Source organism: Morganella psychrotolerans, from assembly GCF_001676055.1.
Lineage (GTDB): Bacteria > Pseudomonadota > Gammaproteobacteria > Enterobacterales > Enterobacteriaceae > Morganella > Morganella psychrotolerans_B.
Genome location: NZ_LZEX01000012.1, coordinates 418,219 through 440,624, shown reverse-complemented (window position 1 = coordinate 440,624; position 22,406 = coordinate 418,219). Strand labels below are relative to the sequence as shown.

The 22,406-nt window shown below is 42.8% G+C and carries 24 protein-coding genes and 2 pseudogenes; 6 read left to right on the top strand and 20 right to left on the bottom strand.

The genetic code is table 11. The features are described from left to right. Window positions 1–697: 697 nt before the first annotated feature. From AYY17_RS10475 to AYY17_RS21230, 14 genes and pseudogenes are all read right to left on the bottom strand, one after another. Entirely contained in the window at window positions 698–2,368 is a 1,671-nt protein-coding gene (locus AYY17_RS10475) for a hypothetical protein (RefSeq protein WP_162271110.1), read from the bottom strand. A gap of 855 nt (window positions 2,369–3,223) precedes the next feature. Beyond that, complete coding sequence (locus tag AYY17_RS10470) at window positions 3,224–3,529, bottom strand: SEFIR domain-containing protein (RefSeq protein ID WP_067423513.1); 306 nt, start codon at window positions 3,527–3,529, stop codon at window positions 3,224–3,226. A 438-nt stretch (window positions 3,530–3,967) separates the two neighbouring features. Then, entirely contained in the window at window positions 3,968–5,959 is a 1,992-nt protein-coding gene (locus tag AYY17_RS10465) for a ClpP-like prohead protease/major capsid protein fusion protein (protein WP_067423511.1), read from the bottom strand. Further along, the gene (locus AYY17_RS10460) at window positions 5,931–7,412 is read right to left on the bottom strand and encodes a phage portal protein (protein ID WP_067423510.1); all 1,482 of its coding nucleotides are present in this window, start codon (window positions 7,410–7,412) and stop codon (window positions 5,931–5,933) included. Before AYY17_RS10460 ends, AYY17_RS10465 begins: the two co-directional genes overlap by 29 nt. Next, window positions 7,409–7,627, bottom strand: coding sequence for a hypothetical protein (locus tag AYY17_RS10455; protein WP_067423507.1), 219 nt, complete (start codon window positions 7,625–7,627; stop codon window positions 7,409–7,411). Before AYY17_RS10455 ends, AYY17_RS10460 begins: the two co-directional genes overlap by 4 nt. After that, a complete protein-coding gene (locus AYY17_RS10450) occupies window positions 7,624–9,735 on the bottom strand; it encodes a phage terminase large subunit family protein (protein WP_067423505.1) in 2,112 nt (703 codons plus the stop codon). The genes AYY17_RS10455 and AYY17_RS10450 overlap by 4 nt, the downstream gene beginning before the upstream one ends. Beyond that, window positions 9,732–10,235, bottom strand: coding sequence for a DUF1441 family protein (locus AYY17_RS10445; protein WP_067363804.1), 504 nt, complete (start codon window positions 10,233–10,235; stop codon window positions 9,732–9,734). The genes AYY17_RS10450 and AYY17_RS10445 overlap by 4 nt, the downstream gene beginning before the upstream one ends. Window positions 10,236–10,587: 352 nt before the next feature. Further along, complete coding sequence (locus AYY17_RS10440; protein ID WP_067423503.1) at window positions 10,588–10,911, bottom strand: hypothetical protein; 324 nt, start codon at window positions 10,909–10,911, stop codon at window positions 10,588–10,590. A gap of 212 nt (window positions 10,912–11,123) precedes the next feature. Next, the gene (locus AYY17_RS21235; RefSeq protein WP_082981361.1) at window positions 11,124–11,462 is read right to left on the bottom strand and encodes an HNH endonuclease; all 339 of its coding nucleotides are present in this window, start codon (window positions 11,460–11,462) and stop codon (window positions 11,124–11,126) included. A gap of 478 nt (window positions 11,463–11,940) precedes the next feature. Next, window positions 11,941–12,366 (bottom strand): hypothetical protein, encoded by a 426-nt coding sequence (locus AYY17_RS10430; RefSeq protein WP_067423499.1) that lies wholly within the window; start codon window positions 12,364–12,366, stop codon window positions 11,941–11,943. 79 nt (window positions 12,367–12,445) lie between these two features. Next, window positions 12,446–12,979 (bottom strand): hypothetical protein, encoded by a 534-nt coding sequence (locus tag AYY17_RS10425; protein WP_067423497.1) that lies wholly within the window; start codon window positions 12,977–12,979, stop codon window positions 12,446–12,448. Further along, window positions 12,976–13,134, bottom strand: coding sequence for a hypothetical protein (locus tag AYY17_RS21865; RefSeq protein WP_202906402.1), 159 nt, complete (start codon window positions 13,132–13,134; stop codon window positions 12,976–12,978). Before AYY17_RS21865 ends, AYY17_RS10425 begins: the two co-directional genes overlap by 4 nt. Further along, window positions 13,110–13,523, bottom strand: a complete 414-nt coding sequence (locus tag AYY17_RS10420) for a lysozyme (RefSeq protein WP_235845347.1) — start codon at window positions 13,521–13,523, stop codon at window positions 13,110–13,112. The genes AYY17_RS21865 and AYY17_RS10420 overlap by 25 nt, the downstream gene beginning before the upstream one ends. Before the next feature lie 58 nt (window positions 13,524–13,581). After that, window positions 13,582–13,774, bottom strand: a pseudogene (locus AYY17_RS21230) (phage holin family protein). Window positions 13,775–13,942: 168 nt separating this feature from the next. Here AYY17_RS21230 and AYY17_RS10415 point away from each other — a divergent pair. Continuing rightward, window positions 13,943–14,137, top strand: coding sequence for a hypothetical protein (locus tag AYY17_RS10415; protein WP_067423493.1), 195 nt, complete (start codon window positions 13,943–13,945; stop codon window positions 14,135–14,137). A 24-nt stretch (window positions 14,138–14,161) separates the two neighbouring features. Here AYY17_RS10415 and AYY17_RS10410 read toward each other — a convergent pair whose 3' ends face one another. After that, the gene (locus AYY17_RS10410; protein WP_202906401.1) at window positions 14,162–15,202 is read right to left on the bottom strand and encodes a DNA-methyltransferase; all 1,041 of its coding nucleotides are present in this window, start codon (window positions 15,200–15,202) and stop codon (window positions 14,162–14,164) included. 326 nt (window positions 15,203–15,528) lie between these two features. Between AYY17_RS10410 and AYY17_RS22280 the strand changes: the two genes are divergently transcribed. Further along, window positions 15,529–15,741, top strand: a complete 213-nt coding sequence (locus AYY17_RS22280; protein ID WP_235845346.1) for a YecR-like lipofamily protein — start codon at window positions 15,529–15,531, stop codon at window positions 15,739–15,741. A gap of 19 nt (window positions 15,742–15,760) precedes the next feature. Further along, a pseudogene (locus tag AYY17_RS22275) lies at window positions 15,761–15,856 on the top strand (hypothetical protein); the annotation flags it as partial. 164 nt (window positions 15,857–16,020) lie between these two features. On the opposite strand, the gene AYY17_RS21550 reads toward AYY17_RS22275, so the two are convergent. The 4 genes from AYY17_RS21550 to AYY17_RS10390 all read right to left on the bottom strand — a co-directional run bounded on the left by AYY17_RS21550 (window position 16,021) and on the right by AYY17_RS10390 (window position 19,213). Beyond that, complete coding sequence (locus AYY17_RS21550; protein ID WP_156656681.1) at window positions 16,021–16,458, bottom strand: DUF1240 domain-containing protein; 438 nt, start codon at window positions 16,456–16,458, stop codon at window positions 16,021–16,023. Window positions 16,459–16,557: 99 nt separating this feature from the next. After that, complete coding sequence (locus tag AYY17_RS10400; RefSeq protein WP_162271109.1) at window positions 16,558–17,241, bottom strand: hypothetical protein; 684 nt, start codon at window positions 17,239–17,241, stop codon at window positions 16,558–16,560. A 227-nt stretch (window positions 17,242–17,468) separates the two neighbouring features. Continuing rightward, window positions 17,469–18,248 (bottom strand): antitermination protein Q, encoded by a 780-nt coding sequence (locus tag AYY17_RS10395; protein WP_067423489.1) that lies wholly within the window; start codon window positions 18,246–18,248, stop codon window positions 17,469–17,471. Then, complete coding sequence (locus tag AYY17_RS10390; RefSeq protein ID WP_067423487.1) at window positions 18,248–19,213, bottom strand: toprim domain-containing protein; 966 nt, start codon at window positions 19,211–19,213, stop codon at window positions 18,248–18,250. The genes AYY17_RS10395 and AYY17_RS10390 overlap by 1 nt, the downstream gene beginning before the upstream one ends. A 303-nt stretch (window positions 19,214–19,516) precedes the next feature. On the opposite strand from AYY17_RS10390, the gene AYY17_RS10385 reads away from it, so the two are divergent. The 3 genes from AYY17_RS10385 (at window position 19,517) to AYY17_RS10375 (ending at window position 20,938) form a co-directional block, all read left to right on the top strand. Beyond that, window positions 19,517–20,182: a S24 family peptidase gene (locus tag AYY17_RS10385; RefSeq protein ID WP_067423572.1), complete on the top strand. Its 666-nt coding sequence runs from the start codon at window positions 19,517–19,519 to the stop codon at window positions 20,180–20,182. A 111-nt stretch (window positions 20,183–20,293) separates the two neighbouring features. Next, complete coding sequence (locus tag AYY17_RS10380; protein ID WP_067423485.1) at window positions 20,294–20,473, top strand: hypothetical protein; 180 nt, start codon at window positions 20,294–20,296, stop codon at window positions 20,471–20,473. A gap of 252 nt (window positions 20,474–20,725) precedes the next feature. Then, on the top strand, window positions 20,726–20,938 hold the full coding sequence (locus tag AYY17_RS10375; RefSeq protein ID WP_235845345.1) for a helix-turn-helix domain-containing protein: 213 nt from the start codon (window positions 20,726–20,728) through the stop codon (window positions 20,936–20,938). On the opposite strand, the gene AYY17_RS10370 is transcribed toward AYY17_RS10375, so the two are convergent. Then, a complete protein-coding gene (locus AYY17_RS10370; RefSeq protein ID WP_067423481.1) occupies window positions 20,939–22,339 on the bottom strand; it encodes a site-specific integrase in 1,401 nt (466 codons plus the stop codon). It lies immediately after the preceding gene. Window positions 22,340–22,406 lie beyond the last annotated feature (67 nt).

Genomic DNA, 22,406 nt, shown 5'->3' with positions numbered 1-22,406 from the left:
CCATCCCGAACGGTGGTCCGGAGATACCCGGAACTGGCAAAGAAAAGAGACCGTCACCCTGAATCCTGAGCGGGAAAAACAGGCTGCCTAAATTAACAAAGGGTGACAACTACCTTGACACTTACCGAGACCAATACCGTCTCATTGCGGCAGGAGATACACCAGAAACTGTTTACCTCGTCGCATTACGATTCCGTGATGATATCGTGTACGGCAGAACGACATGCACCCAAATTAAAGTCTGGCGTACTGTTTCCTCTTTACATGACTCTGCAGTCAGAGATTTACCCAGAACCTTTTTCGCGGATTTACTAAAGAATCACAGTATTGTCGTAACGGATGAAGAACAAACCAGTGATGGAAAACGATTCTGGGAAACGATGATCGTCTGGGCTTTCCAGTCAGGATTTCATGTTTATATTTCTGACGGCACTCAAATGGACAGACCGCTGACTGAAATCCGGAATATGGATGATTTTTATCAGCAGTGGGAAATTTTTGCTGGGGTTCAGATCGGGATGAGCATACACATCGGCTTGTTATTATTGGTAATAATATCTTAATACTGTAATTAATTACTGATATCACCCACAAAAATTAAAGAAAATAAAAATAAACCGCATCAATATATCATAAAAAACAAGGCAGATACATACAAAATATATACCTGCCTAATGTTAAACTTAATGCTTTTATACTACCCCTTAATCCATTCTATTATTTTTTTTATTTTTAAATCTTCCAGTCCATCCATAATAAATCTTCTTACACTATGTCTATAATCCTTATGAATTTCGTAGAAATTACCTATGACCTTTTCAGATGCTACTGATATAAAACCAGCCCTTATTATTTTATTAAACTCACTCTCTCTTAATTTATCAACATGGCGCGAAAACGATATATGCTCAATTTTTAAATCTCTAAAATTACCCGCCCTATAAAAACAAGAAAGAAAACTCTTTAGGTCTTCATTAACCTTATCATCGTCAGCTTTTATTCTATGATTAAATATAGATATCGATTCTGATAAATCATTCATCTCACAGTTTCGCTGATCAAAATAGGCATCTGTTATATTTGAGTTCTTTACATTTTTATTATGGCAATGATAAAATTTGCAAAATTCAAATCTAGCACCAGAAAAATTAGAATTCAAGAACTTATTATAATTCTGAAACTGGCTATATCTAACATTGAGATCGGAAAAATCAATATAATGGACATCTCCATTAATAAACAATTTGCTTATATTTTTATTATCACTATATATAAATTTAATTAACTCTGTAAAATTTGAAGGTGAGTTTTTATTTATAACGTATATAACAAACATTACCTTCTCTATAGCTTTAACATTTTCATTAACTCTTGTTTTTTCATAATGCTCGTTATTTTCTACTATATTGCTTTTTAAAGAATTTATCATTTTCTTTAAATTTTCTTTATAATTATCGCTATGCTCAACAAAGAAAGATATATCATTAATTTCCTTTGACTCATTATTAATTCTATTTATTAACCTAACAAATGTTTCATTTGCAATTCCATTTAAGAAGAAAGAATATAACTCCAATGTAATGAAATATAATTTCAAAAAACTGTATCTTAAACTTATACGTTCTTTATCAGAAATTAATAGAGGGTTTTTCTTAACTTGAGATACATACTCATCAACATTTTTGTCATAACTTAATTCTATTGTTTGTTTGAAATCATTAATAGGCCAAGAATCATGAAAATCAGAACATAAATCCATGAATGTTTTTACCATGGACTCTACGCTTTCATTTAAATTATGCCTTGTTTTTTCTCTTCTAAAAATAGAATATATTAAATAATCATTGAGCTTATTTAGTGATGGATATGGTGTTATTTCTTCTATTAGATCAAAATTTAAATTTTCATCACCATCAGATAACCCATCTTCATACATAGTGGATATAACATCTACAAAAAATGGTACTACCCTCTGTTCTTCTAATAACGAAGAATCTTCTATTTTTGAAGATACCACGCTGACAATTCGCTCAGAATTAGGGTATTTATTAAATCGTTGTGATAAATAATTTTTACAATTCTTAATATTAAACCCAAGAAGTGTTAGTTTATTAATATTTAACTCATCAAGTAATTCATTAGAAAATCCAATATCCTCTCTAGATGTCATTATAAAATAACTGTCACCTAATTCTGAATTAAATCCAGCGATAGATTTCAAAAATGAATTCAAATTAAAACTCTCATTAAAAACAGAATCCAATTCATCTAATCCATCAATTATAGTTATTATTTTTCCAGACAGTATACATGCATTAAATGTATTTTCATCAAAGACATTTTCATTTTCAAGATACTTTGATTCCATTTGATACAAGTCATACAAACTACTTATTTTTGTATGAAATGAGGTATTTCCATTTGCAAGATTTTTTATATCCTCAGAACTTATAAAAATAATTAAATAACTTGGGTAAAGCGTTCTTAATTTATTCGCTAATGAGTGACATAACGATGTTTTCCCTATTCCACCAGACCCGATGATTAAATTTATAGAGTCCCCATTTTTTTTTATTGTTATCCATATTAGATAAATAAGTTACAGCATTATCATACAACTTTCCGTTATTATCTTTAATTTCTTGAATTGTATAAAAATCAATTACATTTGGTATTGGGAAATGTTTAACTTCTGTACTAACACAAAAATTCCATATATAATCATCATATTTTCTCATTTTTTATATTAAATTTTTTGTATTATTGATAAGTCTTTTATTAAAGAATGACTTAATATAAGTATATTTACCTTTTCATCAATGCCATTGTCGCGTAAAAAATAAAACAAGCTCCTCAATGTCTGTGCAATAATAATATGAGGATGAAGTGTTACAACAAATGAATCGGCTCCCATTAAATTAACTATTTTCCAAACATCATATTTAATTCTATTTTCCTTTGAAAAATCTTTTACAGAAAATACTTTCTCCTTGTTCTTGTGATGTAATCCCACTAATTCGCTAGTCTTAGTAAACTCTATATTTAGTTGTTTCTTTTTTTTTCTGGCCTTTTAATTAACTTATCCCCTTTTAAGGTTTTTTTTAATTCACATATACTTTCGTGATATTTTTCATCATCTAAAAACCTAATATTTATGTGTCCCTGTAAATAATTTGGCTCAGAGTCGGGCTCCCTTAAAATTAAAATTATTTTTGTTTTATGACTATTTTCTAAATTTTTTCCAATGAGCTACTGCACTTAAGTATGTTTCAATTCCTACACCACCACGTCGATCATCCGCCTTTTCTTTATATTGCTTTGTTCCGACGACTACAATATAATCCGAATCAAAAACAGCCTGCTCCATAAATTTATTCTTATCCGTGAAACTATCTAAATCATACCCATCCCAAATAACATGAAAATTTTCATCAGACTCCAATGAATCGGCGAGTTTTCTGACCCAATCTCTATGCTCACCACTATCCCAACTATAGGATATAAATACGCGACACTTGTTATCACTCATAGAATTTTCCTCTAATATAAATTAACCAATATTAATTAGAGAATGTAACATGCAATAAAAAATAATGTAACTGAATTTATCAAGTACAGTAATAATAATCTGCAAACAATATCATGCATCGATACCTCTCAAAATGTAGCATTTTTACTTGTAATACACTGATTTTAAATCTAGAAAGTACTCTGGCTTCCAAACTATTTAATGCTAAAACCACCTTGGTACTGTAACTACACCTTCAGTTATAAGAAGACTAAACATCCTAACCCTTATTACTTTTCGTCCGATAAAGCACTACCATAAAAACATTTTAAAAGCTATAATAAATCGTACAAATAGCCAGAGCACATTAAAAATAGCGTATAAACAATAAATAAAAAACACCACGAAAAATCTCACTGAAAAACCGATATATTTCATACCAAAAAATAATAATATCACTCACGATAGATCTCGTTCTATCACCCGCACCAACCCGCGATAATCCAGCGGTGCCACACCGGCATCGATGCGAATTTTTGTGGTCACGCCGTCTGAGGTAAATCCCTCCTGCTGGTCGATATACGGGGTGTCGATACCATTCAGATAAGCCACTTCGATGGTATCACTGCCCTGACGTGCCGCCATATACCAGCCTTTTTCGCTGGCATCGTCGAGGCGCGGTTCAACAATAATATCTGCGATATTGCGGACCGGGTTCATAATGTTGGCGTTAACATCTGCCCCTTTCACACTGCCGGAGCCGATCACCTGAATTGCCTGAGTCTCCAGTGCCGTAGGGACAAGCATAAATGCCGGGCGGATATTAAGTGAACGCTCACCTTCTTTTTGCTGGCGCATCAGAGTGCGGCCTTTGCTGATGGTGTCCACATCCATGCCGCCGGTCAGTGTATTTTTGCGGTCACTGCCAAACAGCGCCTTGCCATCACTCAGTTTTCCATTCTCAGTCAGAACGGCATAAACCAGGTCAGCAATCGTGGCTTTGGCTGCGCGTCCGAGTTTTACCGGGATATCAGTCAGGGCATTCATATCATCATTGATGATCGCCTGGCGGGTAATGCTGAACAACTCCCCGTAGGTTGCCAGCGCAATGGTTTCCCCTTTATCCCCGATGGTGACATATTTATATTCCGCACCTTCACGCACCCGGCGCAGTGACGGAAACCCACCCAGACCAACGCGGTGTGCGGTTTTAAAATCGCTGAGCTGACCTTTTTTCGTCCATTTTTCAAATGTTTCTTCCGCCTCTTCCCATCCGGTAATGAGCGATTTATACGCCACATCTGTCAGGATATTGCCAAAGTCCGAGGTGCTGTGCGTGAATGCCATGCCGACCATCTGCATCGGATTCAGAGTGCTGATACCGATACCACGTTCAGTCAATGACATGCGCGCCAGTTCACGCAGAGTCATGCTGTTGTAGACATTATCCGCCTGAGTTTCTTCATGTCCGGCGCGGGTCATTATTGAGGCGCGGATACCGTCACCGGTGAAATTGCCGTTCCCCGCATGGATATGTGCATTATTTTTATTGGACGGTGTAGATTCTGCACCTAATGTCTCCAGCAGCTTTACGCGGGCAGTTTCCGGAGAGCACTGCGTATCTGTCACACATGCCATCATCAGTTCGTTATATTGACTGCCGAACAGGGCAAACACATCTTTGATACTGTTCAGGCGGGTCTGCTCCTCTGTGCGGATCTGGTTACGTATTGCGGTATCATCCTCCGTAGTTACAGACGGAATGACCGCCGCCGGTGCAATATTTTTGGGTGAGATCCGATTTTTCAAATCTTGCGGCATAGCAATAAAATCCTCAGTGCGTTTGGACGTGATACGAGCCATCGCCTGCACCGGGTCAGTAACCTGATCAGCGAAACCGAGAGACAAACATTCGTCGCCGTTCATCCAGGTTTCACTCTCTAACATGGCGGCAATTTCCTCCGCCGGTTTTCCGGTTTTGGCGACATACGCCGGGATCAGAACGTTTTCCACTTTATCCAGCAGGTCGGCGTAATCCCGTATTTCATCTGCGTTTCCGGCGGCACCACCCCATGGCTTGTGGATCATCATCATGGCGTTTTCCGGCATGATGACCGTGTCACCCGCCATGGCGATAACGGAAGCCATTGATGCCGCCAGTCCGTCGATATATACCGTGATTTTCGCGTCATGCCCTTTCAGCTGGTTATAAATGGCGATGCCGTCAAATACATCTCCGCCGGGTGAGTGAATATGCAGATGGATGTCACGAAGTGCCCCCAGCGCCAACAGCTCTTTCGAGAACTGTTTTGCAGTGATCCCCCAACTGCCAATCTCATCATAGATATAAATATTCGCTGATTTTGTTCCCGCTTTCGCTTTCATACGAAACCAGCTGTTAACCGGTGCACTGGCTTTCGGGCTAATCATCTTCTTTCGCGGATTTTTCATCGTCAGCCGCTCCTTTGTCATTTGCAGGATCGGTATCAAATACCAGATCCAGTTTTCTGTTTTCATCAATTTCCGCTTTGCGGCGGCGTTTTATATCAGCAGGACTCGAGCTTCTCGCTCTCACCCATTCACCTTCCGTTGCCGCGCCACCGCGCAGCAGAACCTGCCAGGCTTTAGCCTCTTTCAGCGGATCAATCCACGGCATGACCGGACCACTGTAAATAGCATTCATCAACGATGCAGGATCGACATCCGGCGGAACCACAATTGCGCCTTCCGCTACGGCTATTTTTAACCAGCGGCGGTACATCGGGCGGGTGACTGCCGCCACAAAAGCGTCCTGAAGAATGCCGTATCCCTCAAAGGATTCGACCAGTTCCTGACGCTGCGCACTGTACGTCCCGTTATAGTCACGGGAGATACTGGAATAGCTTCCCCGGCTGCCGGCGGCGACAGCGCGGAGTTGTCCGTTACGGAACGATTGCAGATTCGGGTTCGGACGATCAGATTTGACCATGCCGATTTCCTCTCCCGGCGCTAAATCATCAAAGACAATGCCCGGTTCAATATTCAGCTCCCGTTCGTCAGGCACATCTTCTGAAACGTAATTAGCCGCATCCCCTTTTTTGATATACATGCCGAGGGAAGCGGCGATACGGGCGGCGGTAAGTTCGGCATCTTCATAGTCTTTCAGGGCGCTGAGGCGGATGAGGATGCCGGACAGCAGACTGTTACCGCGCAGCTGATGCAGACGGCGGGTAAATTTCAGGTGCAGCATGTTTTCCGCTGTAATCGTTTTCAGATCCTGCGACTGGAACAGTGCTGACGGCATATTTTTGTACACGTTGTAGCTGACCGGACGCCCCCACTCACTGAGTTTTATGCCCTGACAGATATTGCTGCCGGGTACATCCTGCTCCAGCGGGACAAAGTCAGGCTCCAGCGCTTCTATCCAGAAATGCACGCCGCGTTTTCTTTCCAGACCTTTGGCGCGTCCGGCAACCATCTGCCCGAATACTTCACCATCACGCAGCCAGGTGCGTGCCATCAGGCGCTCAAGGACTGGCCGCGTATACTGTCCGGTGACATCCGGGCTGACCGACCATTCCGCCCAGGCTGTCCGAATTTGTTTTGCCAGGTCATCCGCCAGCTCCCCGCCGCGCAGCAGAGGCTGCGGTTCAACAATGATGCCTTTCGCACCTATCACCCGCTCTTCCAGCTTGTCCAGCAGACCGATCACCAAGTCGTGATTATCATCCAGAAACCGTGCCTGCTCCCGCAGTGACCGCCCGCCTAATCTCACTAGTTGATTGGCATTGCGGGATTCCCGCCGTGCGCGGTGAGTGCGGGTCGGTATCGCTGCCTCATACGCTTTGATTTGCAGACGTGAGCGCATCCGTGCCACCTGCCAGCCGGGCGAAACCAGACCGATGACATTATCAATCAGGCTCACCGCCGGAACCTCACCAGTCTGTAACCCGGCTTCCCGGCGCGGGATGCCATCAGATTACTGCGCCGTTTCTCCCAGAATTCGCGCCCTTTGCGGATTTCGCTCAGGCTCTCCATCGACATAGACTGGCCGTTCATCATGACGCTTTTACCCTGTAATACCGCGCACTCTGCCTCCATGTACTGCCGGATCATGTCGTCAATTTCCGCAATAGTCATATCCAGCCACCTCCTGATGGTGAAACCGGCACCCACGCCGAAGCCGCCTTACGCTTTTTCGGCTTATCCGGTTTAGCGGGTACTGTTGATGAGATAATAGTGGTGTCAGCGAGGGATGTGGTATTTTCCGGCGGGAGATCAGGCAGCCGCGCCCAGGGCGGCGGTTTCTCCCATTTGATTTTTTCATACCCTTTCAGAATAACCAGCGCATGGGTGTAGACCATCAGGTCAAAGGCTTCATTTGCACCTCTGCCGGGCGGCTCCCATTTTCCGTTAATGCCCCGCTCTTCGTAAGTCAGTTCGTCATAAAATGAATCATCCAGCCAGTCCGGAAAATGGACATAGTTCGGTCCTGGCGTATCACGGCTCAGTACGGCGGCAATCCTGTCTTTCAGATTATCCGTCTGCAACAGGTACAACGGCACATCTCCGGTCGCTTTTGCGTGACGATCAGAGCGCCCGGTATTGTCAGGATAGGATTTGGTAATAAGTTTTGATCCGCCCCTGCGGCTGCCGCCCTTGAACAGAAACACCTTGCGGCTGAGACCCTCACGGCGGCACTCACGCCAGAATGAATAAGCATTGTCGGTCACACCGGGTTCTCCGCCTGAATCAACACCCAGCGCCATAATGCCCATCCGGATCGCCGGATGCGCCCGCAGGGGATAGGTTTTCTCCAGCACATCCGAAATGAGAAGTTTCCAGTCCTCGCGGTATGATCCGGGATGGATCCTGACACATTCGCCGCGTTCATCTGTCCGCAGTGATTGCGTGATATCAAACCGATCCACAATCCAGCGCTCACCCTTTTCACCGTATCCGGTGACCTGAACGACAAACCGGCGTTTTTTGCCGCCCTGCACATCCACTGCCGCCACCAGAAAACGGACGCCTTCCGGCACACAACGCACACCGAGATCTTCTGTTCTCGCCAGCAATTCTTCTGCCTGGCGCTGCTCCTGTGAATGTTTCGGCCGGTACGGCAACCCCCAGTCCGTGTTGATCACCGTTTTCAGCGTTTCCTCGCTCAGGGTAAGTTCGTATTCCTGTTCGGCGGTCAGGTATTTGTAAACCAATTGGGACAGCGTCTGATAGGCAGCTGCCGGACCTTCCATCCAGAACGACGCCACCCGTGAGCGCCGCCCGTCTCCGGTGACAGTGCCATTTTTATCAATCACCTGACCATCTGCCAGCCAGACACCGAGATTATTCAGTTTTCGTTTTTCACTGCCCGCTATATGACCACGGCAATGCGGACACTCAATGTAAGCGGCTTCACTCGCTGCGACCGGATCAGGGTCGTCCCGGTGACCGGCAACGGCATCAAAAGCAGGCTGAAAATAGTCTCCGCAGTGCGGACACGGCCAGTACCAGCGCTGGCGGTTGCCCCGGTTGTACAGTGACAGAATACCGGTGGTCGGCGGAGCTTCGTGGGGAGAGGAAGGCGTCCATTTCGGATCAATAATTTCCCGTCCGGGTGAACTTTCCACCAGCGTCATTCCGGCTGACATAAAGGTGGTGGTACGTTTGGACGCAAGGGAAAAAGCATCGCCCTCTCCGTCGATATCTTCCGGGAAACGGTCGTAGTCGGTCAGTGCCACAAAACGGTAATCGGAGGACGACATAATATTGACTGATGGCCAGCCGATTTTCAGGTAATTACCGGCGCGGAATGTTTTGTCGTGAACGTTGTTGTCGTTGGTACGCGGACTCAGCCGTTTCGCGACTTCCGGGCTGACGCGAAATGTCCGGTCAAGCCGCTTTTTAGAGTGTTCGCGGGCTTTATCTTCGGTCATCTGAATAAGCAGGAAATCTGCCGGATCACATACAATCGTGTACACAATCCAGCCATCGACAAGCCCCAGCGATTTACCGGTTCGTGCCGGACCGACAAATATCACTGCATCGTACTGACGGGATGTCAGGCAGTTCATCGGCTCTATAATGTAGGGCGTCAGAGTATCTTCCCACGGCATGGCACTGCCACTGCCCATCGGCACCCGCATGTATTTTTTTACTGCCGCCGCAACCGGTATCCGGCGCGGAGGTCTTAACAGAACGGAAACGTCACGGCGTATTTGTGCCGCTGATGCATAGCCTGAACTCATTCCTGAGTATCCTCCGCATTTTCCACTTCCGCCGCCAGCAAATCACGGAGTTCATCCACCACATCCTGCGCCAGCAAAATGTGCTCAGGTCGCCAGCCGTGGTCACGCTCCAGCCGATCAGGCCAGGTATCCAGCACCTGTGCCACTGCTTTAATAATGGTTGCCATTTCACGATGAGATTCTTCCGCCGGGATCAGCTGGCGCAGAGAGGTTTCAAGCTTGATTCGTTCGTTTTCAGACTGGAACCAGTCTTTGCGGTCTTTCGGGGACATCTGATCCGGGTCCTGAATGCCGCCGGAGTCTTTCTCTGCATCAGCACTGAAGATTACCGGACCGATGCTGCGGAGCGCATAAACCGGATTACCGCGCACCGTTCCGGCTATCGCCACATTTGCATCGAGCAGGCGCTTTTTGACTGTCCCCCGGTTCAGCCCGAATGCTTCAGCAATCTTTGCAACACTCCAGTGATACGCGTCCCCCAGATTGCTGATATTAGACATTGTCACCTCACACTGTCAGGTGGTTTCCTTATTTATTGATTAAAATCAGACGGATAAACAACACTGAGGTGACAGTCCAAAACGGGTTTTGTCACCTGAATAGTGTATTTTCAAAGAAATATCAGAGAGTTAGCAGACCTGCTGCTGACAGCATGGAAATTAGAAAACGAGCCGTTTCCCGCGTGGTCGCCGCCCCGTGGTTAGGGTACCCCTCCGGGAGTACCTTTCCATAAATACATATATAAACAATTAGTTATAAGGTTCATGGTGTTTTCTCTCTGCCAATTAAAAAGCCCACTCATTGAGTGGGCTTTTTAATGAAAAATTAACTTACTGTGGATAATTTAAAATATTATCTTGAACAGTAATCGATAGTCATCTCCTTTGGTGCAGCAGTTACATAAAACTTCCCAGTTTTCCCAGTTGCTTTAATCGCATTTCTAAGTCTGGTTGAAACATAGTTTATTGCGCCTTTCGCCCCCGATTGAATATCATCAACATCCATTTCTACATCAGGCACTTCTATAATTCCGAGATAAGTGTTACTTGGCAAGCCTAAACCAGAGCGATCTGATGATGTTTGAAAATTCATATCAGTTAATGTTCTTTCCATCACTCTGTATTCTGGAGTTTTACAATAATTAAGATCAAATGTTACTAAGACTGAAAAATCCATACACCCTCCAAATATATTAATAAAAAACTATATATCGGAAAAATATTTTATAACTTTACTAATAACTATATTTAGCTACCAATGATAGACTTCCCTCGTAAATTGGTACTAATTTTTGGATGTATTGCCTCTTCATTCTCAATCTCCCGTATTGCCCCCTTATCATGATTGAAGCTTCCCGTTTTGTTCAGTGCCTGCTTTCCAGACATCCATCAACTGCCCGTTAGCTTTACCCAATCACACCAGCGGAGGCTTTGCAGGTTGCTCTCTGCATCGGTTCCCCCATGTGCTTTCGGGGTGATGTGGTCCACTGTCTTGGCTTCAGTTGCACGACCGTTACGCAGACACTCCTGGCACAGATGCTTATCTCTGCTCAGTATCACCGCGCGCAGCCTGTCCCACTTGGTACCGTACCCGCGCTCATGGCGGCTCTTACCCTGCTGATGGTTCTCCCACCCTGTATTGATGTGCTCATCACAGTAACCACTGCGATCCGTTGTTGTCTTTGCGCAGCCACGTTTGCGGCAGGCGCGGGGGATGCGTGGTGGCATAAGGTTTCTCCAATTAAAAAGCCCACTCGCTGAGCAGGCTTTGTGATTGATTACTTCCTCCGCTCATCAAGGCGTCTCTGTAAGCGGGCATTAAACTCCTACGCCTGCTTGATGATGCGCTCTGCTTCTTTTACGTGTTTACGGTAGACCAGCGCACCGGCAACAAAGCTAGCCACTGCTGTGAGGATAGGGATGATGATTTCAAACACGTTGTCTCCTGTATTAAAAAACCCCGCTAATTAGCAGGGTTTGATGTCACTAAAATGGTATAGTGTCCGTGATTTTTAGATACAGCAATCACTCATAGCTGACACTAAATTCTAGAAGGTTACTTTCACTAGCTTCAATAAACCTTATTGAATAATTACTTCTTGTTATTATGCACTCTTCTTTCGGGCGATTATTTATGAATGAACAAACTATTTTATCATTACCAACATGAATATAATAATTAATATGTTTATCATATTTAACAAGGTCAAAAAAAAACAGAATCATCTGTCAATTTTATTTTTCTATTACCACCCAATGAAACACTTCCATTGTAGTTATCTTTACTGCTTATCAATGCCTTACCTTCACCGTAAACATCACCCATATCTTTGTTTTTATTTTTATTATCAAAACCATCCCCCACTGTATTACCAATACTATTATTAGTAATATTGACAACCTCTGAAATAATATTACTACCGTTATTTGTGCTATTTGAATGTTGATTATTTTTTGTTGAAACCGTAACCGAATCGACACCAAGTAGTGACTTAGTATTTATCTTGACAAGATTAAAATCAAACACGGCACCAAAAGATATGATAAGAATCAATACTATAATACCTTTTATTATCTTCGGATTTATTTTTTTATTTTTATTGTCTTTTTTATTATTACTAATGTTACACATAATATCTCACCATCATTAGTTAGATTTAGTGACGATATATTACTATTTTCAATAACAAATACAATTCTCATAGTCAATTTCATTCATAGGCATGGTGCCAAAATAGATTGTCATTTATTTTATTAATATCCATCAACTGCCCATTCGCCTTATCTAGCGCGGTCAGCAGCGGTTCTATCCACTCAACCGCCTGGCAATATGTCAGTCGGCGGGTGGTAGTGGAACCAACACCGGTTGTGTAAGTGAAGCCGGGAGCGGAACGCATTGCTGATTCACGGATGGCGTGGACGTGGCTGAGCAGCCCATCAGAAATAGGCTGAGGAATATACAGATTACAGGTCGGCTCTTTCCGGATGATTGTGCGGTATTCAATCTGCATCTCCTGTGATTGCGCCTCGGCGCGCATATTACGGTTGGCGTTCGCCGCGGCCACGCGGTCAAAGATATCGATGCTAGTGTAAGCGTTATCAATCACCTTTTGCTGGTCAGTGATAACCTTATCTTTGTACTGCCCTTCCGATTGCCCGGCTGACAGCAGACTGAACATCCAAAGCCCGAAGAACACCACAGCCCACAGCCAGCCATTGAGTAAGACTGAAAATACATTCTTCATGGTGCTTCACACTCGTAATGAACTACCTCAGCCTGCGGATGTCCCGGCAGCGGCTTACAGTAATTCGGAAGTGAATACAGATAACAGCCAACCAGAAGACTGGCGGTGAGTAAGATAATAGCTAGAATAATCAGTGCGATAGGATTCCACGGCATACCGCATTCTCCGTTTCGCGCCGGTTAATAAGCCCCTGCCATTGTTTACCACCGGCGAATGTCCAGCGCTTCATTTCGTCACAGGCTCCTGTAATATCCCCGGCATTCAGCTTGCGCAGCATGGCGGAGCGGGAGAACGCACCTGTCCCGATGTTGTAAACAAAAGAATAAATAGCCGCACGGGTATTATCATCAACCGGCACCGTTATCATCGGGTCAACGGCGCGGCGAACTTTTGTAAGATCCTCATGCAGTAAATTCAGGCATTCCATTTTTGTGTACGTCTTACCGGGCTGAATATCGTTTCCGGTATATCCGTAACAAACCGTAAGGACACCGGCTACATCCTTATAAGGTGTATATTTCACGCCCTCTAATGTCTGGATCATAAAAAAGGCTGCGGTGACAGCGCCACCAACAGCCAACAATATTATTTTACGGACCATATTATTTTTTATGATGTTTTCCTTTTGTTCTGAGCAAATGATCTTTGCGCTTGTAATACCAGTTCACTAAAAAAAGTACCGACAGTACAGATAATCCCAACGATCACTGCCCATTGATCTAAAGACAGCACGCCGAGTACAGATGTAATTAATCCCCATGTATAAGCCGTGGGGCTGGAATATTTATCAGGCATGTGTATACCCACAAATTAAAGTGTATTTTGCATATTGATAAAAGAGATACTGAAATATAGATATTTTGCTCTGACGGAACCTTTATAACTAATGACATTTAGTTGTCCGAAATAGCCAACTATGTAATACTTATCTTAAATTACATAACATTATATAAAAGGAATCTCATGTCTTCGGATAACCCAAATCCACTACGTCAAAAATCATTTAAATTCATTATGGCGGGTATGATAGTTTTTGTAACAGCTATGTTCAGATTATTCGGACACAATGACTTGCTGTTAGGATCGATTGAAAGCTTAATAGCAATCGGACTTATCATTTTTGGTTTTAAATTACAAAAAAATGAAAAAAACAAGTAGTTTTCGTTCCTGAAACTTCGGAAGTCAAAGTGACAATATTTCAGCTTTAGTCTGCTCAAAGCGCTCTTTTTCCAGCTCCACACCAAGCACCCTGCGGTTATTTTTTAGCGCCGCTTTTATTGTCGCACCTGATCCCATAAAAAAATCAGCAACCAAATCACCTTCGCGGCTGCTGGTTTTAATAATGTGCTCCATCATATCAGCCGGTTTTTCACAGGGATGCTTTCCGGCATAAAACGGAACCGGCGGGAATGTCCATACATCGATATAAGGCACATCAACTGAAACGGAAAAATAACGGCGGAGTAACTGGTGTTGTTCAGATTGCTCATGAAACTTATTTCTCAGTTCATCCTGTTCACGAACTAATTCAGCATACTCCCGGTTCAGTAAATTAGTCAGTTGGCGTTCATCTGCTACTCGCTGAAAAAGTACCTGTAATTTTCGGTAATCACCAATAGCAGGCAATTGCCACTGACTGTATCCGAACCAGTGTGATGACATCTGTTTGCCGGTTGCCCGGTGAATATCTTTTATGCTGATATTCAGCGCATCACGCGCCTGCCGGAAATAATCAATCAACGGGGTAAATACACTTTTTTTCAAATCATTCTGCCGCTGGTGATATTCGCTGCACTTACCTTTAACCGGTCCACGATAATGCTCCGCAAATAAAACCCGCTCCGTAGAAGGAAAGTAACTGCGCAATTTATCCTTACCCTGTCGTTGCCACCGTCCGGAAGGTTTTGCCCATATAATATGGTTCAGAACATTAAACCGCTCACGCAGCAACAACTCAGTATCGGCTGCCAGCCGGGAACCACAAAACAGGTACAGGCTGCCATTGGGTTTCAGTACCCGCCAGAATTCAGCCACCATTTCATCCAGCCATGAGAGATAAGCAGAAACATCTGTCCACTGATTATCCCAGGCACAGCTTTTCACCTGAAAATAAGGCGGGTCTGTGGCAATTAAATCAATGTAATTATCGGGAAGTGTTTTGATATAGCAGAGGGAATCGTCGTTGATTAAAAACGGTACATTTGATACAGATATTTCATCCATAAATAAGGATAACCTTATATTTTTATTGTTTACATATATATCATGATTGATTTCAGAAAGGACATCATCCTATTGAATTACATTCAATAACAGGCAGATATAAAAATCTCATTATTTGACAAAACTACAACAGTTTTATTCATATTACAAGCACATCACCGGAAATAAATTTAAAAGCATTACACGAAAATTGTTATTTTAAATTTCTATGTGACATGGATATCTTGTTTGTATATTATCTCCCTGCGTTAATTTTCATGATTACATTTAAATAAGTTACACCCGATATTGTTATTCTTAAAATAATTAGATTAAGGATGTTTTTGATGAAAAGGATTTTTATTATTGTTCTCTGTTCTTTGCTTCTCACCGGATGTGTTGTAAAAAAGGAAATGACAGCCATCGGAGGAAGTAAAGCAGATGGAACGGTAAAGATGGGATATATCTTCGGAGCATTTGAGATCCCTCAGGTTAATGTATACCAGGCATCTGAATTAGCCGCAAAAAAAATGCTCCGCGTGGGGATATACAGAGGCTGAAGCATTTGGTGGGCAGACACGCCGCTGTACGCAAATGGATAGATGGGGAATTTGTAACAGAACTGAGGTTTCAGTCGAATTTCAATGTATTGGCGGAAAAGCATCCGATAATTAAGATAATATTTTATATAAAATAAATTATCTTATTATTAATTTAAATAGGGGAGTACCACCTCCCTATTTATTTAAACCATAGTAGTCTAATTATTTTGGGTACTATTGTGATCTACTACCGTACACATTTTCATCAAAAAAGCGTATGAGTTTAGATGTTACCCATTATTTTGAGCTTGTTCGTTCTTCACGATAAGGGTCTGAACACAATGAAAGGTCTGTTGTATAGTACCGGCTGTAAAAATTAGTCGGCGGGCATTTTTGATAGCCATTTGAGGTCAGATAAAAACCAGCTCCCCATGATATGGGGAAAGATAAAAATATCCAGCACACAAGTACTATTCCGGTTTTTTTATACGTAAATTCAGGTTTTTTATTTTTATTTATAAAATAAAAAATAGAATTACATATTATATTTAAAAATATAAAAGCAAGAATAACTCCAGATAAACTAAGTATAGAGGCATATGATAATGGTATTATATCGCTTTTATTTTTTATTTTAAATAAAGATTCAAATCCTGCATAAGAAACAAGCAATGACAATATCGTGTATAATAAAAAAACGACGCATAAGAAAAATATTTTCTTATTATTGCTCATTATCTGTTACCTTTCCAATATTGTTCTGAATCAGGTATATTGCTTACTTCTTTCATTTTTTCTATTAATTTTTCACTTATTCCAAATTTATTATCTAATTCATTCAAATAATACGCGACTCCGAAACCGATGACAAACACAGCAACCCCCACAATCAGAGGACTTGCACCAACAGAAAAAAAATGCTGCTGTAGCAATAATTGTACTACCTCCTCCCCATGCCACAAAAGACGCAACACCCAGCTTGGCCACATCCATTGTGATATCACCGACAAAATTATACAGGTCATACTCGTTCTGAAACATAAGTTGAAGTAACCGGAATCCTACTGCTGCAATAAAGGTATAACGCATTCCGTCAATCGTTGCTGCATTCAACCCTTTCTGACCGATCCCCATGCCTATTATTTTACCATTATTCCTCAGGTAATTGGTTGCATTTAAATGATGGCGCAACCCGGCATAACCGCTGAGCTTTATCATCAGAGCACCATTAGCAGCAACGTATTGAGTGGCGGTAATACCAAAATTAAAATTAAACTCCCGTAACAGGTCATAAACCAGAGTGGCTTCACGCAAATTTCCCATATATGAACTTACAAAGGAATAAGCATCCTGAGCATAACTCGGTGTATTTCCTTTCATTTCATCTAATACAACCCTGGCTTCGGATATGTTTAGCAATACAATGACGCGTTCATTATCACGTAACTGTTTTTCCAAACCTATAGCGTCAAAAAAAGTCATGTTGAGGTCGTAATTCATTGATTTTTGCCCGACCACTCAGTACATCTCCCAGATACCCACCCATTGTCGGATCATATTTTTTGTCTTTCATATTGTCCCTTACATGTGCCTGAGGTTTACCGCCTAAGATTAAACTTAATACTTAAAGTAAATTTAATAAAAATATTCCATATTTTTTATAAAAAGGCAATGCATCATTCCACTCATTGTTTCCTATATACCGTTGTCCCCACTAACCAAAGCACTCATTCCGTAACTAAATACTATCCGGCTACCTGCTTCAATAACCAATCAATCTGACGTTCCTCAAGATAACACTGACCGATCAAACTCTCATAATACCCTTTCCAGTTCCGTGACCAGCTTGGTTGTGTTAATTCAGGTACCAGATGTTTAATCGCGGCATACGCCACAGAAGATGGCATCCGTTTATATCCCCGGCCGCTGCAACGCGGGCAATTCCGGAATACCGGCACACCCTGTAATTCAGTTTGTTTTATATCCGGGATTTTACCACGTCCTTTACAGGCGCAGCGGTAAGCTATTTTTCCCTTGCCTTTGCACATCCGGCACGTCTCACCGACCATTTCTTCGCGGATATCTGCTCCTATGACAACCTCTCCGGCGCGGTTGATAATCCCCGGATGTTTCACCACCGGCTTGCAGCAATACACCATCCCTTTTCCCTGACATTCAGTGCATTCCCCGGTACTGCCCGCTGAGCGGGCATAATCCTCAAATGCCATTTTTGCCAGAATCATCATACAGGGAGCCAGTTTATTTCCCGCCGCTTTCACCACCAGTACCGGTGCTGTTTTAAGGGCATACTGTGTCAGGGCTTCAATGGTTTTGATTTTATCAGCCTTGCTGACATCATGTTTCGCCAAAAAGGCATGAAGACCAAACTGCGCATCATCCCCTACCATTGCGAGCATTGCCGCCGTATCCATGCCGGTATGCTTATCCGGTGCAGTCGATTTTATGTCATGACTCAGGCTGACGGATGAAGGCGCAAACGCTTTTAACAGGTATTCTGATTTCATCAGGTAATTCCCCGCGTCTGACGGGAAAATGTTATCTGCCTGACTTCGCCGCCCGTATGGAGAACATCATTAAAATCCCCTTCATCCGGCCAGCGGACACAGACCGTCATCACATCATTTCCTGCCGATAAATTACGCCGGGCGCAGGTGAATGCCGCAGCATGACCGGCAGCACTGTTATCCGTATCAGCAAAAATAATCAGATGCTCAATCCCCCGGGGGGCAACAAATTTGCCCATAAAGCCCGCATTCATGACTGACCATGTATTCACCCCGTAAATCTGTTTGCAGGACAGTGCTGTTTCAATGCCTTCCGCAATACCCAGGGTAGCAGCATCCGGAAACAGTTTGATCGCCACTGAATCCGCATACTCAAGATATGATTTGCTCTGGAGTGCTGTCATGCGCCTTATGACTGAGCTACCGGTGAAAAAAGTCCGGTGCAGATAACACACCCGGTTTTTTCCGTCTGTTGCCAGCGCCCACAGTGACTGACAATGCCGGGTATCCATATCATTACCGGCAGGCGGTTTATCACAAAACCGGACATACTGTTCAGGTAACAGACTGATCCCCCGGAACCGCAGATACGCTTGCGCAGATGTACCCGGTATATCAGACAGATTATTGAACTGGTTGAGAACACGATCCCGTGTACCGGTTGTGGTAATCGCTTCTGTCTGATTAGTTCCCCGGCTATAAACGCGACCAAGCAGTTGATCCACTTCATCCGACAGTTCCCTGAAGCTTTTTTTCCGGCTGCGCTCAAGCAACTGAAAACCGGTTCCGGCACTACACACGCAAATATAGGTTCCGCGCCCGTCTTTATCATCAATGCGAAATTTACCGCGTCTCCCGCACAACGGACATTTTCCTTTGAAATGCTTTTTTCCGGTAACTGGCGGCAAACCATAATGGCTGAATATTTTGTCCCACTGTCCTTGTGCTGCTTCCCTTGTATTCACGCTCAGCTCCCTGCTTTGTGAAATATTGCCCGGCCAGAATAAGACCGTTTCCCTGCCAGTGATCTTTCTTTAAGATCAGTGTTTTTTCCTGGCAGGGCCTGCCCTTACACCCCTTTCAAAGATCACCCCCCAACCCCCCTGGAAAGTTTTCCCCTCTTTCCCGCCGGAAAATTATCCGGCTTCCGGCTGACTACTCCCTGTTAGCTGATATACTCGAAATGTACCTTCGGGAGACATTATGCACACCGGAAGTGTACCAACAAGAAACTTGTTACTAAAAGGTACATATTTTTAGCTATGGATATGAAAACAATTGATCAGATCAGAGCCGATAACACGCGCACTCTCCGTGATGCCATCGGCGGAAATACTGCATTTTCAGCAAGGATAAACCGTGAACCAACACAGGTAAGCCGCCTGATCGGTATCAATCCGACAAAAAGAATCGGAAACACGATAGCGCGGCATATTGAGGAATGTTTTGACCTGGTCACCGGCTGGTTAGATCAGGAACATCCTGAGAAAATTCAATCGAATGATGAATATATAACCCCACTGAATCATCTTAAAATCAGGCATGTCCCGCTGCTGACCCGGCAGCAGGCAGCTACCGCCTCAACGACAAAAAGCACCGCTGCGCACAATAGTCACGGGAAGTACTATGCCTGCCCGGTTCCCTGCGGAAAAAACACCTTTGCACTTGCAGTAACCGGGGATGCAATGGCACCGGATTACACCAGCGGGGAAATTGCGTTTATTGATCCGGATATATCTCCCTCAGAGGGAGATACTGTTCTTGCCTGTTCAGCCGGGAACGGCGAGATTATTTTCCGGCAGTTTATGAATGATGGCTATACCGCGATACTGAAATCCGTTAATCCGGATTGGCCTAATCAATATATTGAAATCACAGATAATATTGAATTATTGGGTACAGTCATAATTTCATTTAAAATTAGAAAAAAATAATCTTAAAATTCAATTAGTAACCCTTTCACTAACATGTAAGGGTTATTTTTGACTTGACGATGTACCAATTGAATACATAATGGCAAAAACGACCCAAAAAGGAACATTTGCATGGATAACTTACGAAATAAAACCAAACAGCTCTGTTCATTGATACTGGCTATTCATGAACTTAAAAGTGCCGGTTTTTCTAATGGTGACCTGAAGATAATGATGGGGCTGACGCTGGATTTAAGTTTTCAGCTACAATTATTAGTTGAGGAAACGATCCCGGCCTCTGATGCAACTTAATCCTTACCCCTGTAATTCAATAGTACGAATTAATTCTACAACATAATTTAATCTTAAATCAATATTAATAAAACGATCTTAATATAATAATTTAATTCCTAATGAATAATAAAAATATCAATAAAGGAGTATTGATATGTTACTTAACACATAATGTATAATACGCTAATCAACACAAACGCAGTTATTTATAATAATTCCACTAAATGAATTTAAATATATACTATTATGAACAATACACAGAAATTAAATATGATGAAAATAATATATAAGAATAATGATTTACTGACACCGGATGAAGTCTGTCATGTCCTCGGCGGGATCACACGGAAAACCCTGGTTTATTGGTGTAACAAGCATCGTCACAAAAAACTACTGGCACCTATTCGTTTTTCTGCCAGGAATGTCCGTTATGAATATCAGAATGTCATAGCATTTAAAGAACAGTGCAGAGCTGTCTATTAGTCAGCGTTTTTTAATGCGCAACAGGGCAACCTGAGCCAGTATGCTTTCCTCATGGGCGTTAAAGGCGATACGTTTTAACGCCATTTCTTCATCCAGTATCTCATCAGAAAAATCATAATGTTCGCCCATTGGGTCATCACTTTTATTAGAGTGATGAAGGCAAAATAAACTTATTTCTTTGGTATCCGAACGGGAATAGCCTTTCCTGCGCATCTGTACAATAATATTACTCTTCATAAACTTCCGGCACATTGTATTAAATGCCCCGGCACTACCTTTAACTGTATTTTCGTGCTTAATACCCTTTACTGCGTCTTCCGGGCTGTATGTTTTTATAATTTTATCCAGTGAACGCTTTGCAAAAGGTACTGACGGATTACGCGGGCTAAGAAAAACGTACTCTTTATTACAGCCGGAGACAGAATCAGACCAGGCTTTTTGTTCAGCCAATATTTTTTTAATTGCCGCAGTCACCGGCAGGCGAAATTCTTTTTGTGTTTTCATTGCCCCGCGCATTCCGGTAATGCCTGCCGGATAAGTAATTTCCGTCATGTCTTTATTGATATATTCCCATTTCAGATTACTGACATTAATCGGGCGCACCCCGGTTAATATCATATAGCGCAGTGCATTTTTCTGATGTGATGAAATACAGGCAGCCAAATTAATCCACAGACCGGCAACAGATTCTATATCCGTATATAACCGGGTAGGCTGTGGTCGCTGAACCCGTGAAGCAACATAATCATCCGGTAATGATGCCGCAATATTTCTGCCACCGGCATAGAGAGGAGAACCATATTTCCAGACGCGGCGTAATTCCGCAAATAATTCCAGTGCATAGCTGTTTGATTTCGTTGCTATCCACTGGTCGAGAATATCCACCAACCGGATATATTTCACATCACAGAAAACTTCACGTCCGCCGAAACTGCCCTCAATCTGTTTAAGACGGCAACAATAGGTGTTGTAACTCGCCGTACTCAGCTTATGACGCTTAACCTTGGCCTCCAGATCAGCCTTATAGCGATTTATCACCCCTATCACTGACTCAGCCGTCAGTCCTTCTTTCGCCGTTTCCTGTGCCTTCTCACGCGCAATATCTAACGACAACTCCGGCCACTGACCCAATTTACGGCCTTTTAGCTGCATCCCTTTTGGAAACTCCGCATAAATGGTAACCTTACCGCCTTTACTGAAATCAAATCGTAAAAAGTTATCCATTTCATACTTCGTTCTGCGGGATTTTTTGAGATAATTTAAGATAGTGACAGCAGCAGTAACACAAACTTTCATATCCCGGCTTGTATAGGGGGGTTTACTGGCTTCCCAGCGTGATAACGCGGTTATATAATCAACCTTTCCGGCGTCTGCGGGGTCATTCGTAACACAAAGTTCCATAAAACTCCTTATTTTGCAGTGACTTATAGCACGGTTCACAAACTAGGGTATTTTAGGGCAGGAGTAA